Source organism: Nocardioides sp. NPDC059952, assembly GCF_042730435.1.
In the GTDB taxonomy this organism is placed as follows: domain Bacteria; phylum Actinomycetota; class Actinomycetes; order Propionibacteriales; family Nocardioidaceae; genus Nocardioides.
On the sequence record NZ_JBHWLY010000001.1, the window covers coordinates 151,666 to 164,922 of the forward strand.

At 69.7% G+C, this 13,257-nt stretch carries 12 protein-coding genes; 4 read left to right on the forward strand and 8 right to left on the reverse strand.

Annotated elements, in window-relative coordinates:
* Window positions 1–65 precede the first annotated feature (65 nt).
* From ACFV9G_RS00700 to ACFV9G_RS00730, 7 genes are all read right to left on the reverse strand, one after another.
* Window positions 66–1,091, reverse strand: a complete 1,026-nt coding sequence (locus tag ACFV9G_RS00700) for a VOC family protein (protein WP_378723869.1) — start codon at window positions 1,089–1,091, stop codon at window positions 66–68.
* Window positions 1,092–1,102: 11 nt separating this feature from the next.
* Complete coding sequence (locus ACFV9G_RS00705; protein ID WP_378723872.1) at window positions 1,103–2,464, reverse strand: MFS transporter; 1,362 nt, start codon at window positions 2,462–2,464, stop codon at window positions 1,103–1,105.
* Window positions 2,457–3,368: an amidohydrolase family protein gene (locus ACFV9G_RS00710; RefSeq protein ID WP_378723875.1), complete on the reverse strand. Its 912-nt coding sequence runs from the start codon at window positions 3,366–3,368 to the stop codon at window positions 2,457–2,459. Before ACFV9G_RS00710 ends, ACFV9G_RS00705 begins: the two co-directional genes overlap by 8 nt.
* Before the next feature lie 4 nt (window positions 3,369–3,372).
* Window positions 3,373–4,056, reverse strand: coding sequence for a 4-carboxy-4-hydroxy-2-oxoadipate aldolase/oxaloacetate decarboxylase (gene ligK / locus ACFV9G_RS00715; RefSeq protein WP_378723878.1), 684 nt, complete (start codon window positions 4,054–4,056; stop codon window positions 3,373–3,375).
* 92 nt (window positions 4,057–4,148) lie between these two features.
* Window positions 4,149–5,204, reverse strand: a complete 1,056-nt coding sequence (locus tag ACFV9G_RS00720) for an amidohydrolase family protein (RefSeq protein ID WP_378723881.1) — start codon at window positions 5,202–5,204, stop codon at window positions 4,149–4,151.
* Window positions 5,201–6,370: a 4-oxalomesaconate tautomerase gene (locus tag ACFV9G_RS00725; RefSeq protein WP_378723884.1), complete on the reverse strand. Its 1,170-nt coding sequence runs from the start codon at window positions 6,368–6,370 to the stop codon at window positions 5,201–5,203. Before ACFV9G_RS00725 ends, ACFV9G_RS00720 begins: the two co-directional genes overlap by 4 nt.
* Before the next feature lie 42 nt (window positions 6,371–6,412).
* Window positions 6,413–6,883, reverse strand: a complete 471-nt coding sequence (locus ACFV9G_RS00730; protein ID WP_378723887.1) for an Lrp/AsnC family transcriptional regulator — start codon at window positions 6,881–6,883, stop codon at window positions 6,413–6,415.
* Window positions 6,884–7,002: 119 nt separating this feature from the next.
* Here ACFV9G_RS00730 and hppD point away from each other — a divergent pair, with 119 nt between their 5' ends.
* Entirely contained in the window at window positions 7,003–8,208 is a 1,206-nt protein-coding gene (gene hppD, locus ACFV9G_RS00735; RefSeq protein ID WP_378723890.1) for a 4-hydroxyphenylpyruvate dioxygenase, read from the forward strand.
* Window positions 8,209–8,318: 110 nt separating this feature from the next.
* Here hppD and ACFV9G_RS00740 read toward each other — a convergent pair whose 3' ends face one another.
* Window positions 8,319–10,112: a bifunctional sugar phosphate isomerase/epimerase/4-hydroxyphenylpyruvate dioxygenase family protein gene (locus ACFV9G_RS00740; RefSeq protein WP_378723892.1), complete on the reverse strand. Its 1,794-nt coding sequence runs from the start codon at window positions 10,110–10,112 to the stop codon at window positions 8,319–8,321.
* An 82-nt stretch (window positions 10,113–10,194) separates the two neighbouring features.
* On the opposite strand from ACFV9G_RS00740, the gene ACFV9G_RS00745 reads away from it, so the two are divergent.
* The 3 genes from ACFV9G_RS00745 (at window position 10,195) to ACFV9G_RS00755 (ending at window position 13,239) form a co-directional block, all read left to right on the forward strand.
* Window positions 10,195–10,818, forward strand: coding sequence for a TetR/AcrR family transcriptional regulator (locus ACFV9G_RS00745; protein ID WP_378723895.1), 624 nt, complete (start codon window positions 10,195–10,197; stop codon window positions 10,816–10,818).
* A 132-nt stretch (window positions 10,819–10,950) separates the two neighbouring features.
* Window positions 10,951–11,811 (forward strand): shikimate dehydrogenase, encoded by an 861-nt coding sequence (locus ACFV9G_RS00750; protein ID WP_378723898.1) that lies wholly within the window; start codon window positions 10,951–10,953, stop codon window positions 11,809–11,811.
* 87 nt (window positions 11,812–11,898) lie between these two features.
* On the forward strand, window positions 11,899–13,239 hold the full coding sequence (locus ACFV9G_RS00755; protein ID WP_378723900.1) for an MFS transporter: 1,341 nt from the start codon (window positions 11,899–11,901) through the stop codon (window positions 13,237–13,239).
* Window positions 13,240–13,257 lie beyond the last annotated feature (18 nt).

Genomic DNA, 13,257 nt, shown 5'->3' on the forward strand with positions numbered 1-13,257 from the left:
CCGGGGGGGGGGGTTTGTTACGCTGCGGGGGCACTTTAGGTCACTCTCAGCTTCACAACCCAGCTTCACGACCCTGGGGCGTCGACGACCGGGGTGCCGTGGGTGTGGAAGGACGAGATCGTCTTCAGGCCCCACGCCTGGCCCTTGGCCCGCTCGGCCTCGGTCCAGGTGATCAGCGGCCAGTCGGGGGCGAGGATCAGGCGGGTCAGCGGGTTGCACAGCTCGATCCGGTTGCCGCCGGGCTCGTAGACGTAGAGGAAGAACGTCTGCTGGATCGCGTGCTTGTGCGGTCCGGTCTCGATGAACACGCCGGTGTCCAGGGCGAGGTCGGCGGCCCGCAGGATGTCCTCGCGGGTGTCGGTGGCGAAAGCCAGATGGTGCAGCCGGCCGGTCGACCCGGTCCAGTCCTCGGTGTAGACGAGGTCGTAGGACTTCTGGGTGAAGGTCGACCAGCGGGCGCCGAGGTGGCCGTCGTCCAGCCTGATCTGCTCGGTGGGCCGCGCGCCGAGGGCATCGATCACGAAGCCGGTGGTCGACTCGACCTCGCGGGCCAGGTAGTTGATGTGGTCCAGGCGCCGCACCGCGACCCCGTGGCCGGGCTTGGCCTGGGGCTGGTTCTTGAGCCCGGGCCGGAGCTCGGGCGAGGGCGCCTCCCAATAGTCGGTCTCGTGGTAGAGCGCGAACTCGTGCCCGTCGGGATCGTGGGTCACCCACAGCGGCCCGATGCCCGGCTCGTCCTCCGTCCACTCACCGCTCGCGCCGGTGGCCTCGACGGCCGCGATCCGGCGCTCGAGCGCCTCGGGGGAGGAGCAGCGCAGCGCCGTACGCCCGATGCCGGGTGTGTCCCGCTCGGTGACCACGATGCTGTGGTGCTCGTAGTCGTCCCAGGTGCGCAGGTAGGTGTGGTCACCCTCCTGCGCCGAGACGGTCAGGCCGAGGAAGTCGGTGAAGAATCCGACGGTCTCGGCGGGCGTCGGGGTGAAGAGCTGGGCGTGGCCGATGTGCGCCACGTCGCCCAGCGGTGGGCGGGTGGGGGTCTCGGCGACCATCCGCTTGAGCGTGGTCAGGTTCTCCGGAACGGGGTCGGGCATGATCGCTCCCTTCAGTGAGCCGGGACGGCGGCGGCTTCGGCGGCCAGGCGGGCCTTGCGGGTCGCCGGGCCGAAGATCGCCAGGGCGAGCGCGCCGACCACCCAGGTGCCGGCGATGAAGTAGAAGACGGCCTGGTAGCCCAGCCCGCTGTAGAGACCGGCGATGATCAGCGGGCCGGCGGCGTTGGAGAGCCGGCCGAGACCGTAGGAGAGGGAGGTGCCGAGGGAGCGGCCCCTGGTGTCGAAGAGCTCGGGGGAGTAGGCGTAGGCCAGCGCGGTGTAGCCACGCTCGAACAGGTTCACCAGGAACCCGAAGGCGACGATCAGCAGCGGCGTGAAGGTCAGCCCGTAGAGGAGACCGGAACCGGCGATGATCAGGCCGAAGACCACCAGACACCACTTGCGCTCGTAGCGGTCGGTGACCAGCGAGGCCAGGAAGGAGCCGAGCGGGGCGCCGATGGTGGTCAGCGCGACGTAGAAGATCGAGTCCTCGACGCTGACACCCTCGGCCGCGAGCAGGGTGGGTGCCCACGATGAGAAGCCGAAGAAGCCGATCGTCTGGGAGATCCACAGCACCGAGAGCAGGATCGTCGGGTAGAGGAACCGCTTGTCCTTCAGCATCGCCAGACCCGCCTTGGTGACCGGGCCGTCCTCGACGGGTGCGGCGGGCGCGGGAAGGGTGCCGTGCTCGGCGGTCGCGTCGCGTTCCAGACCGGCCAGGATCTCCTCGGCCTCCGCATGCCGCCCACGCGACTCCAGCCACTGCGGCGACTCCACCAGGCGGCGTACGAAGAAGAGGAAGAGCACACCGAGGGCGCCCCAGAGGTAGACCAGGCGCCAGGTCCAGTCGGCGATCGGCACGACCGCGGAGGCGATCAGGTTGGTGGCGGGCGTCCCGCAGATGCCGATGACGATGACGTACGCCTGGAACTTGCCGCGCTTGGCGCGCGGGAAGAGCTCGTTCATGTAGACCACGGCCACCACGGTCATCGCGGAGAGCCCGGCGCTGGTCATCACCCTGAAGAAGCCCATCGCGACGATGTCCCAGGCGAAGACGCTGGCGAAGGACCAGACCGAGAACCAGATGGTGGTCGCCACGAGCGTACGTTTCCGGCCGAGCCGGTCGGCCAGGCCGCCGGCCACCACGGACCCGATGAACATGCCGACGAACGAGAGGGAGGTGACGTACGCGATGTGGTTGATCGTCACGCCCCACTGCTCGCGCATCACCGGCGCCGTCGTGGCGAAGGTGTTGATGTCGGCGAACTCGAAGAAGTAGGCGAACGCGAGCGCGACGGTGGCGAGCTTGTGGAACCTGGAGATGGGCAGCCGGTCGAGCCGGTTGGCTGCGTTGGTGGGGGTGAGGTCAGGCACTGTGCTCTCCTTCGGGCCAGTACAGGCGCATGGGGTTGTCCACGAGCAGCGCCTGCTGCAGCTCGGGGGTGGGGGCGATGTGCGGGATGTGGTCGACCAGCAGCCCGTCGTCGGGCATGTGGTCCTTCAGGTTGGGGTGCGGCCAGTCGGTGCCCCACAGCACGCGGTCGGGGAAGCGCTCGACGACCGTGCGGGCGAACGGGACGACGTCGCGGTAGGCGTGTCGTTGCCCGTCGAGGGCTGCGGGGCCGGTCACGGTGAGGCGCTCAGGGCAGGAGACCTTGACCCACACGTCGCCTGCGGCGACGAAGTCGAGGAACTCCGCGAACTCCGGGCCGTCGGGGTCCTTGGTCACGTCGGGGCGGCCCATGTGGTCGACGACCAGCGGCACCGGCAGGCTCGCGAAGAAGTCCTTCAGCCCGGCGAGGTCGGCGGCCTCGAAGTAGATCACCACGTGCCAGCCGAGCGGGGCGATCCGGGCCGCGATCGTCTCCAGCGTCTTGGTCGGCGTGACGTCGACGAGGCGCTTGACGAAGTTGAAACGTACGCCGCGGACCCCCGCCTCATGGAGGCTTGCGAGCTCCTCGTCGGTGATGTCGGCGTGCACCGTCGCCACCCCTCGGGCTCGTCCGTCGGAGTGTGCGAGCGCGTCGAGGAGTGCGCTGTTGTCGGCGCCGTGGCAGGTCGCCTGGACGAGGACGTTGCGGGCCAGGCCGAGGTGGTCGCGGAGCGCGAAGAGCTGGTCCTTGGAGGCGTCGACCGGGGTGTACTTGCGCTCGGGGGCGAACGGGAACTCCTCGGCCGGGCCGAAGACATGACAGTGCGCGTCGACCGCGCCCTCGGGGAGGGTGAAGGTGGGCTTCGTGGGGCCTTCGAACCAGTGCAGCCAGCCGGGGGTGACCATCGGATCAGTCCTTGTAGGTGAGGCCGAGCTCGGCGAGCTTCGGGCGCATGTCGTAGATGTCGAGGCCGAGCTCTCCCTGCTGGAAGCGGGCGCGTTTGCCGGCCTCGGCGTCCTCGCGGCGACGGGCGGCCTCGGCGACCTCGGCGGCACGGGCGGCCGGGACGACGACCACGCCATCGGCATCGGCGACGACGACGTCCCCGGGGTTGACCAGCGCGTTCGCGACGTTGACCGGGACGTTGACCGAGCCGAGGGTCGCCTTGACGGTGCCCTTCGCGTTGATCGCCCGGGAGAAGACCGGGAAGTCCATCTCGCGCAGCTCGTCGACGTCGCGGCAGCCGCCGTCGATGACCAGGCCGCGGGCGCCGCGGCTACGCAGCGAGGTGGCCAGCAGCTCGCCGAAGAAGCCGTCCTCGGACTCGGTCACGCAGCCGGCCACGACCACGTCGCCCTCCCGGACCTGCTCGGCGGCGACGTGCAGCATCCAGTTGTCACCGGGCTGGAGCAGCACGGTCACGGCCGTGCCGCACAGCCTCGCGCCCTCGTAGACCGGGCGGATGTAGGGCCGCATCAGCCCCAACCGCCCCATCGCCTCGTGGATCGTCGCGACGCCGAACTCGGACAGCGCCTCGACGGCCGCGGGGTCGGCGCGGTCGATGGTCGTGTGAACAACTCCGAGCTCGTGCACGGTGGTCTCCTAGCTGGGGTGGGTGGCGGGGGTCGCGGGGTGTAACACGCTGTTCGTAGGACTATCCGGTCGTTCAGATAGGGCGAGTAGTCCTACGAACGACGTGTTACAGGGGGTTCGGCCGCCCGGATCCGCCGATCCAGGCCCGGGTAGACGCGGCGGGCGTTGGTCTCGGTCAGGGCGGCGAGCTCGGCCTCGGTGAGGCCGTTGCGGGCTGCGTACGTCTCGACGTAGCGGCGGGTGTCGTCGAAGTGGTGGCCGGTGTCCGGGTCGATGCCGCGGACGGCGCCGATCATCTCCGAGGCGAACAGGACGCTGCTGTGCGGAATCACGTCGAGGAGGAGGTCGATCCCGGGCTGGTGGTAGACGCAGGTGTCGACGAAGACGTTCCTCATCAGGGTCTCCGTCGGGTCTGGCTTCCCGAGCGCTTGGGCGAGGCCGCGGAACCGGCCCCAGTGGTAGGGGACCGCGCCGCCGCCGTGCGGGATCACCAGGCGCAGATCGGGGAAGTCTGCGAAGAGGTCACCGGTGAGCAGCTGCATGAACGCGGTCGTGTCGGCGTTGAGGTAGTGAGAGCCGGTGGTGTGGAAGGCCGGGTTGCAGCTGGTGGAGACGTGGACCATGGCCGGTACGTCGAGCTCGGAGAGCTTCTCCCAGATCGGATACCAGGACCGGTCGGTCAGGGGCGGCGCCGTCCAGTGGCCGCCGGAGGGGTCGGGGTTGACGTTGACCGCGACCGCGCCGAGCTCGGTGACGGCGCGCTCGATCTCGGCGACGGTCGTGGCGGGGTCGACCCCGGGCGACTGCGGAAGCATCGCGCCCGCGGCGAACCGGGTCGGGTAGAGCTCGGCCACCCGGGCGCACAGGTCGTTGCAGATCCGCGCCCACGCGGTCGACGTCTCCAGGTCGCCGATGTGGTGGGCCATGAAGGACGCCCGCGGCGAGAAGACGGTCACGTCGATGCCGCGCTCGTCCATCTGCCGCAGCTGGTTGGCCTCGATGGTCTCGCGGATCTGGTCGTCGGAGATCCGCGGTCCCGCCGGGTCAGGCGCCTTGCCGGGGTCGGTCAGTGCCGCGACCTGGGCGTCGCGCCACTCACCCAGCGGCGCCGGTGCAGTGGTGTAGTGGCCGTGGATGTCGATGATCATGCGGTGGCTTCCTCGGTGGTGGCGAAGACGGCGCTCGGGACCATGGCCTCGCCGGCCATGATCAGCCGGGCCGTACGCAGCAGGGCGGATCGGGTCGCGCGGGTGGGATCGTTGGGGTCGAGGCCCAGGGTCACGCTGAACTCCCCGGTGGGGTGCTCGACGCTGAGCGTGGTCTCCTCGCCGGTGATCTCCGGCAGCTTCGCGAGGTCGTGGGCCACCGATCCCGGCATCACGGCCGCGGTCGCCGCGGTGACGGCGGCCAGGACGCCGATCGAGTGGTGGGTGCGGCGGGGGATGAGGCTGCGGGTGCTGAGCGCGCCGCCGTGGCTCGGGGCGGAGACGAGCGTCATCTTCGGGTAGGGCTTCTCGGTCACGTCGCCCAGACCCATCGCGTGGCCGGCGACGATCCGCAGCGCCTCGATCCGCGCCCGGAGCGCCTCGTCGGCGTCGATCTCCTCGGGGCTCTCCGAGCCGGTCGCGCCGAGGTCGCGGGCGTCGACGATCACCAGCGGCTGGCCGTTGTCGATCAGGGTGACGTCGATCGGGCCGACGCCCGGGACCTCGACGGTGTCGCGTACGTTGCCGGTCGGCAGCAGGCTCCCGGCCACCGAGCCGGCGGTGTCGAGGAACCCGATCCGCACCGGTGCCGCCGTGCCGGGGACGCCGTCGATGCGGGCGTCGCCGTCGTAGCGTACGAAGCGCGTGCCGTCCGGGCCGGCCGGAGTCGACACGGTGATCTCGGCGACCGCGCCGGTGTTGCGGGTGAGGACTCGGGCCGTGGTCGTGTCGCTGTCGGGGACCACCATGCCGGTCTCGATCGCGAAGGGCAGCACCGCGGCCAGCATGTTGCCGCAGTTGGGGGTGGTGTCGACCCGGTCCGAGTCGGGCTGGAGCTGGGCGAAGGTCCACTCGACGTCGATGCCGTCGACCCCGGGCGCGACGATGCCGGCCTTGCTGGTCAGCGGGTGCCCGCCACCGACGCCGTCGACCTGGAGCGGGTCGGGCGAGCCCATCACCGCCAGCAGCACCGCGTCGCGCCGCGCGGTGTCTATGGGCAGGTCGCGGGCGTCGAAGAACGGTCCGCGGGAGGTCCCGCCGCGCATGAGGAGACACCGCACGGGTGTCTGGGTTCGGGGGTCTGGGGCATGACGCACGTCACAGACCATAGATCATCAACAAGATTGTTAGCAATCTCGTCGACAAAAGTCTCAGCGAGTGGTCGCTCCCGTGCGCAGCAGGTCGAGCGTGCGCGGCTCGATGAGGGTGGAGAGGGTGACCACGCTGGTCGAGCGGACGACGGCGTGGGACTGGTCGATGCGTACGAGCACCTCCTGGAGCTTCGCGTGCGACCCGGTCGCGACCTTGCAGAAGACGTCGAAGGAGCCGGTGGTGACGTAGGCCTCCAGCACCTCGGGGATCTCGGCGAGGTCGCGGCGTACGTCCTCGAGGGCTCCCTGGGAGATCTCCAAGGTCACGAACGCCTGCACCGTGTGGCCGGCGGCGGCCGGGTCGATCGTCGGCGCCCAGTCGCGGATCACGCCCGCCTCGGCCAGCTTGCGCAGCCGGCTCTGCACGGTCGCGCGGGCGACGCCGGCGACCCGGGAGAGCTCGAGGTCGCCGACTCGCGGGTGGGCGTACAAAGTCTCCAGGAGAGTGACGTCGAGGTCATCGAGGTTCATGACTCGATGGTAGTCAGATTGTCTAGTCGAGCGTGTCTATCGCTGGTCGGATCTGACAGATTGACCAGCGCTCAGTGGTCAACTTGTTTGGTGTGATCGGGCGCACTTGACTTGCCCGCATGACGCTTGCAGACACCCTGACCAACCAAGAGAAGCTCGCCGGACTCGGGCTGGCCGAGCTGGAGCAGCTCGTCGGCCTGGTGGCCTACGACGACACCTCCGACCCCTTCCCGGTCACCGGCTGGGACGCGGTCGTGTGGGCTGTCGGCAACGCCACCCAGACCGCCCACTTCTTCCAGAGCGCCTTCGGCATGGAGCTGGTCGCCTACTCCGGTCCCGAGACCGGCAACCGCGACCACCACTCCTACGTGCTGCGCAGCGGGGGAGTGCGGTTCGTGATCAAGGGCGGCGTCGCGCCGGAGAGCGAGATCATCGCCCACCACGCCCGTCACGGTGACGGCATCATCGACATCGCCCTCGAGGTGCCCGACGTCGACCGCTGCATCGAGCACGCCCGCAAGCAGGGCGCCCGCGTCGTGGAGGAGCCCCACGACGTGAGCGACGAGCACGGCACCGTACGCATCGCCGCCATCGCCACCTACGGCGAGACCCGCCACACGCTGGTCGACCGGTCCGGCTACGACGGCCCCTACCTGCCCGGCTATGTCACCCGGAGCTCGACGCTGAAGAAGCCCGAGGGCGCCCCCAAGCGCCTCTTCCAGGCGCTCGACCACGTCGTCGGCAACGTCGAGCTCGGCAAGATGGACGAGTGGGTCGACTTCTACGGCCGCGTCATGGGCTTCACCAACATGGCCGAGTTCATCGGCGACGACATCGCCACCGACTACTCCGCGCTGATGTCGAAGGTCGTGGCCAACGGCAACCACCGGGTGAAGTTCCCGCTCAACGAGCCGGCGATCGCCAAGAAGAAGTCGCAGATCGACGAATACCTGGAGTTCTACCGGGGCCCCGGCGCCCAGCACCTCGCGCTGGCCACCGGCGACATCCTGGCCACCGTCGACGCGCTGCGCGACGCCGGGATCGAGTTCCTCAACACCCCCGACTCCTACTACGAGGACCCGGAGCTGCGCGCCCGGATCGGTGAGGTGCGCGTACCGATCGAGGAGCTGCAGAAGCGCGGCATCCTGGTCGACCGCGACGAGGACGGCTACCTGCTGCAGATCTTCACCAAGCCGATCGGCGACCGCCCCACGGTCTTCTTCGAGCTGATCGAGCGCCACGGCTCCCTCGGCTTCGGCAAGGGCAACTTCAAGGCCCTCTTCGAGGCCATCGAGCGCGAGCAGGAGCGCCGCGGCAACTTCTGAGCCTGTGACCCTGCGAGGCACGAGCAGGGTCACAACGCGAAGAGATCGAGCGAGCGCGCGGGTGAGCTTGCGAACCCGCGACTGCGGGTCGAGATCCATTGACGTACGTGTCAGCGGTCCGCCTGGGTGACCAGGCGGACCGGGGCATTGCCGGCGCCGTAGCCGTCGTAGCGCTCGCGGCGCTCGACGAGCTCGAAGAAGACCTCGCCGACGGTCTCGGTGTAGCAGTGCAGGTATTCGCCGTCGGCGTCGCGGTCGTAGAGCAGGTCGAGCTCGCGCAGGGTGGCGACGAGGTCGTCGGCGAGGCCGAAGCGGGCGACCAGGTCGTCGTAGTAGTTGCCCGGGACCTTCAGCGGCCGCAGGCCGCGCTCCCGGGCGGCCGCGACGACCCCGATGATGTCGTGGCAGGCGAGCGCGACGTGCTGGGCATGGCCCTGCTGGTCGTGGGGGAGCTGCCCGGTCGGGAGCAGGTTGAGCGGAAGGCGTACGCCGCCGGCCGGCGAGCTCATCACCTGGCTGCGGACGAGACCGGCTGGGCCGGCGACCTCCTGGGTCGGCTGCGGGGTCAGCGACAGCACGCTGGTGTAGAAGAGGACCGCCTCGTCGAAGCTGTGCCAGGGCTGGACCAGGTTGACGTGGTCGATGTGGGCGCCGCGCCTGTCGGTGCTCGAGGCTCCGCCGTCGAACTCGCCGATCCAGTCCGCGGCGTGCGAGAGGAAGACCTCGGTGCCGTCGGGGGAGGTGAAGGCGCGCAGCGCCTGCTCCCCGGCGTACGTCCGGCGGTGGACCGGCGGCGCCATCAGCCGCGCGGCGCGTTCGGCGGCCGGGTCCGAGTCGGCGACGTCGAAGCCGACCGCGGCGATCCTGGGCTCGGGGGAGGCGCTCGGCACGTCGTTGCACACGATCCGGGCCGAGCCCCAGGTCCACAGGCGCACCTGCTTGCTGCGGTGGCGGCCGCCGAAGTCGAATCCGAGCTGCTCGAGCAGCACCTCGACCCCGGAGGTGTCCGGCGCCTTGATCTCCACGAAGTCGAAGGCCTCCGGCGAGGCCACCTCCGGCAGCCGGGGGAGCGGGCCGGCCTCCTCGCCGAGCAGGTCGGCGGTACGGTCGGCGAGCCAGCGCAGCGAGCGCTGCGCCTGGCGCGCGGTCCGGACCGGGTCGGTCTGGCGGAAGGTGTCGTTGAAGACCTCCAGCGACAGCGGTCCGTCGTAGCCGGCGCGGAGCATGTGGCCGAGGAAGGCCGGCAGGTCGAAGCTGCCCTCGCCGGGGAAGAGCCGGTGGTGACGGCTCCAGGAGAGCACGTCCATGCTGAGCGCCGGCGCGTCGGCGAGCTGGAGGAAGAAGATCTTCTCGGCCGGGATGTCCTCGATCTGCTTGGGGTCGTGGCCCCGGGAGAGGATGTGGAAGCTGTCCAGGCAGATCCCGACGTTGGGGTGGTCGGCGAGCTCCACGATCCGCCACGAACGCCGGTAGTCGTCGACGAACCGACCCCAGGCGAGCGCCTCGTAGGCGAGCCGGATGTCGTACGTGCTCGCCAGCTCGCCGAGTCGGCGCAACTGTCCCGCGGAGACCTCGTCGTCGTCGACGGTCGCGGTGCCGACGTTGCTGCACACCAGCATCAGGTCGATGCCGAGCCGGCGCATCAGCCGGAACTTCGCCTCGGCCCGGTGCAGCACGTCGCCGAAGGCTGCCTCGTCGACGCCCTCGGCGTCACGGAAGGGCTGGTAGAGGTCGAGAGTGAGCCCGAGCCGGTCGGCCAGTGCCCGGATCTCCTCGGGGGACTGGGGCGCGGCGATGAGGTCGGGCTCGAAGATCTCGATCGCGTCGAATCCCGCCTCGGCCGCGGCGTACATCTTCTGGACCAGGCCGCCGCTGAGGCAGACGGTGGCGATCGAGGTGCGCATGGGTCTCCGTTCGTAGCTAATGTACGAAACGGTACATACATTGCTCCCGCTTGGGAAGTGAGTCGTGCTCTAGGCTCGGGGCATGGTTCAGTCGCGCGATGCCGAACGCACCCGTTCCGAGCTGATCGAGGTTGCCACCGAGGTGTTCTCGGAGCAGGGCTACTCGGGCGCCCGGGTCGACGAGATCGCCGAGCGCACCCGCACCACGAAGCGGATGATCTACTACTACTTCGGCGGCAAGGAGGGGCTGTTCCTGGCCGTGCTCGAGGCTGCTTACCGCCGGATCCGCGAGCTCGAGCAGAGCCTGCATGCGGGTGATCTCGAGCCGGTCGACGCGATCCGTCGTATTGCCGAGCTCACCTTCGACCACCACGTCAACCACCCCGACTTCATCCGCCTCGTCTCGGTCGAGAACATCCACCGTGGCCGGCACATGGAGAAGGTCGAGTCGCTGCGCGAGCTCGGCGCCCCGGCTGCCAGCGTCCTCGACGAGGTCCTCGCCCGCGGCCGCGCGTCCGGTGAGCTCCGCGCCGACGTCGACGCGGTCGACGTGCACATGATGATCAGCGCCTACTGCGTCTTCCAGGTCGCCAACAGCGCCACCTTCGGCTTCCTGTTCGGTCGCGACATGCTCGCCCCCGACGTTCGCGAGCGTCACCGCCGCATCCTCGGCGACATCGTCGTCGGCTGGCTCACCGCTCGCTGACACGAACCCTGAAGAGCCCGTCCCCGCGCCGCGGGGACGGGCTCTTTGCCGTGCGGGGGTTGACGACCCGGGGCGTGATGTGATCCCCTTCACTCTCGTAACGTACTAGTTCGTACATTAAGGATCGCTCAGATGAAGTCTTCGTTTCTTGTCGGCCTGATCGGCGCGGGCGTCGGACCCTCGCTGAGTCCGGCGCTGCACATGCGCGAAGGGTTCGAGCACGGGTTGTCGTACGTCTACAAGACGCTCGACATCACCGATCTGGGGATCCCGGCCGAGGGTGTGGGCGACCTGATGAGGGACGCCCGGCGACTCGGCTTCGACGCCCTCAACATCACCCACCCGTGCAAGGAGCTCGTGATCGAGCACCTCGACCGGCTCGACGAGACCGCGGCCCGGCTCGGTGCGGTCAACACAGTGGTCTTCACCGACGAGGGTGCGGTCGGCCACAACACCGACACGACCGGCTTCGGCCACGCGCTGCGTACCGGGATGCCGGATGCCTCGCTCGGCACCGTCGTGCAGCTCGGCGCCGGCGGGGCGGGCTCGGCCGTCGCCCACGCGCTGGTGTCGCAGGGGACCGACCGGCTGGTCATCGCCGACATGGACCTCGACCGCGCCCAGGCGCGCGTCGAGGAGATCCGGCGGCACCACCCGGAGAGCACCGTCGAGGCGAGCCACGTCGACAAGCTGCCGGCGCTCCTCCCCGACGCCGACGGACTGGTCAACTGCACCCCGGTCGGCATGGCCGACCACCCCGGTACGCCGCTGGAGACGAGCCTCCTCCGCCCCGAGCTGTGGGTGGCGGACATCGTCTACAGGCCTCTGGACACCGCGCTGCTGCAGGCGGCGCGTGAGGTCGGCTGCCGGACTCTCCACGGAGGCCACATGGCGGTCTACCAGGCCGTCGACGCCTTCCGGCTGATCACCGGCATCGACCCCGATGCCGAGCGGATGCTCGCCCACCTGCGCGAGCTGGCCGCGGCCGGCTGACCCCCCAGCAATTCGAAGAGCCAGACAAACTTCACCCCCCCCACCCGTCCGCGGTCAGGAACCGCGGGCCTACCCGAGGAGGACCCGATGGCGGGACCTGACACCGACAGCAGTGCGAACCAAGAAGGCAAGACCCCGGTCCGGGCCGCGCTGGCCAGCTTCATGGGCAGCGCCGTCGAGTACTACGACTTCTTCATCTTCGGCTCTGCCGCGGCGCTGATCTTTCCGCACGTCTTCTTCCCCACAGCCGGTGACGCCGCCCTGGTGATGTCGTTCGCGACCTTCGCCTTCGCGTACGTCGCCCGGCCGGTCGGCGCGGTCTTCGTCGGTCACTTCGGTGACCGGATCGGCCGCCGGAAGGTGCTGCTGTTCACCCTGCTGCTGATGGGTGGCGGCACGTTCCTGATCGGCTGTCTGCCGTCCTACGACCAGGCCGGCTGGATCGCGCCCGCACTGCTGGTGTTCTGCCGTCTGCTCCAGGGGCTCTCGGCCGCCGGCGAGCAGGCCGGCGCCAGCTCGCTCACCCTCGAGCACGCCCCCGACGACAAGCGCTCCTTCTACACCTCCTGGACGCTCACCGGCACCCAGGGTGGTCAGATCCTGGCCGCGCTCGTCTTCATCCCGGTCGTCGCGCTGCCGGACGACATCAAGTACAGCATCGGCTGGCGGATCCCGTTCTGGCTCTCCGCGATCGTGGTCATGGTCGCGTTCTTCATCCGCAGCCGCCTCAACGAGACCCCGGAGTTCGAGGAGGCCAAGGCCAACAACGAGGTCGCCAAGCTGCCGCTCGCGGTGCTGCTGCGGGACCACTGGGCCGACGTGCTGCGCGTCATCTGCTGCGCCTTCATCGCGGCCGTCTCCACGGTCTTCGGCAACCTGGCCATCGCCTACGGTGTCGCGGTCGGCATGGTCGACTCGATCACGCTGTGGCTGGTCGTCGCGGCCAACGTCGTCGCGCTGTTCACCCAGCCGATGTTCGGCCGGCTCGCGGACCGGATCGGGCGCAAGCCGGTCTTCATCTACGGGGCCGTGGCCAGCGCGGTGATGATGCCGTTCTACCTGCTCTCGATGAGCCAGGGCAGCGAGCTGCTCGTCTTCGCGCTCGCGATCGTGACCTTCTCGTTCGGCTATGCGGCCGCGAACGCGACCTGGCCGTCGTTCTACGGCGAGATGTTCTCGACCCCGGTGCGGTTCTCCGGCGTCGCGATCGGCACCCAGATCGGCTTCCTGCTGGCCGGGTTCACGCCGTCGATCGTCACCGCTCTGGGTGGCGTGCAGGAGGGCGGCTGGGTCGTCACTGCCGGCTACACCGCGGTCGTCTGCCTCGTCGCGTCGATCGCTGCCCTGACCGCCCGCGAGACCAAGGACGTACGCACCGCCGATCTCGGTCTGCGGCGGGCCCCGGACCCGCAGGGCGCCGTCGCCTGACGACCCGACCCGCACGGA